Here is a 1,645-nt window from a genome sequence, read left to right as displayed (position 1 = left end):
CCTCGACGGTCAGGCGCTGGCAGCCGGGCGCAGTGGACGTGTCAATGTCGGCGAGCGTGGCCTTGAGGGTAAGGCTTGGCGCCTCGGCAGGGGATGCTGCGACGGGGACCGGCAGCACCGGCAGTTCGGGCGTGCGCGGCGGGGGCTGGCGATAGGAACCGGTGCGCTCGAAGGCGCAGGCATGGGCGAGCAGCGCCGTGTCGTCCCAGGCCCGGCCGGCAAAGGTCAGGCCCGCCGGCATGGCGATGTCGGCAAGCATGCCCATCGGCACGGTGACGGTCGGAATGCCGAGATGGCGGATGGCAAGGTTGCCATTGGCAACCCAGGTGCCGTTGCGCCAGGCAAGGGCGGCCGAGGCGGGGTTCACGTCGGCATCGGCCGGGCCGATGTCGGCGACCGCCGGGAAGATCACCGCGTCGAGCCCGAGCCCGTCCATCCATGCCTCGAAATCGACGCGCCGGGTCTCCTCCAGACCCTTGAAGCCCTCGGCAAGACCCGGAATGTCCGTGAAGGCGGCTATGGGATGACGGCGCAGATGGTCGGGATAGTTGGCGATGCTGTCGTCGAAGCCGGCATAGCGGTCCGGCAGGCTGCCTTTGGGGGCAGGGAAGATGCGCGCACCGTCGACATCGGCAAGCCGCCGCAGGGCGGGATCCGCATTGGCATCGAGGAAGTCGTCCCAGGCCCAGGCGGAGAGATCGACGATCTCGCGGTGCAGGTAATCGGGGCTGACGAGACCGCGCGTCGCGATGGTCGGTGCGCCGGGCCGATCGCCCTCGTAATTGCTGACGACGGGAAAGTCGGTGACCACGACCTCGGCGCCGGCCGCTTCCAGGGCGGCCCTGGCGGCCATGCAGAGCGCCACCATGGAGGCGCGCGTCTCGATGCGCTGGCCGGTCGATCCGCCGATGCCGACGCTCTCGCCGGTGCCGGCGTGCGGATCGGCATTGATATACATCGCCGGCAGGCCGAAGCGCTTGCCGGCAAGGCTCGCCGTGTCGGCGATGGCGGGATAGGAGGCGGGACGGACCGTGGAGGCCTTGGGGATGGGGACGAAGGTCTGGCGGCGCCAGAGATCGCCGCGGGTCTCGGGATCGTCGGCGACGATGATGTCGAGCATTTCCAGCATGTCGGCCATGGAGCGGCTGTGCGGCACGACGACATCCATGGTGGGCACGAGGGGCCAGTTGCCGCGCACCGAGATGACGCCGCGGCTTGGCGTATAGGCGCACAGCCCGTTGTTGGCGGCCGGTGCGCGTCCGCTCGACCAGGTCTCCTCGCCAAGGCCGAAGGCGGCGAAGCTTGCGGCGGTGGCGGTGCCCGAGCCGTTGGAGGAGCCGGAGGCGAAGGCGGCGGTGAGCCAGTCGGCGTTGTAGGGGGATTCGGCGCGGCCATAGACGCCGCGCTGCATGCCGCCATTGGCCATGGGGGGCATGTTGGTGAGGCCGATGAGGACGGCGCCGGCGGCGCGCAGGCGGGCGATGGCGAAGGCGTCCTCGGTGGCGATGAGGTCGGCGAAGGCGGGCGAGCCGGAGGCGACGGTGAGGCCCTTGACCTTGTAGCTGTCCTTTGCGGTGTAGGGGATGCCGTCGAGGGGGCCGAGGCATTCGCCGCGGGCGCGCCGGAGATCGGAAGCATGGGCTTC

Annotated in this window: 1 protein-coding gene; it reads right to left on the bottom strand. The window is 70.3% G+C overall.

The features are described from left to right. Positions 1-1,645, bottom strand: a 1,645-nt coding sequence (locus V8U06_RS29065) for an amidase (protein ID WP_427143630.1), incomplete at both ends; no start/stop codon positions are given.

Source organism: Shinella sp. G-2 (genome assembly GCF_050172695.1).
In the GTDB taxonomy this organism is placed as follows: Bacteria; Pseudomonadota; Alphaproteobacteria; order Rhizobiales; family Rhizobiaceae; genus Shinella.
This window is presented reverse-complemented; position numbering and strand designations above follow the sequence as displayed.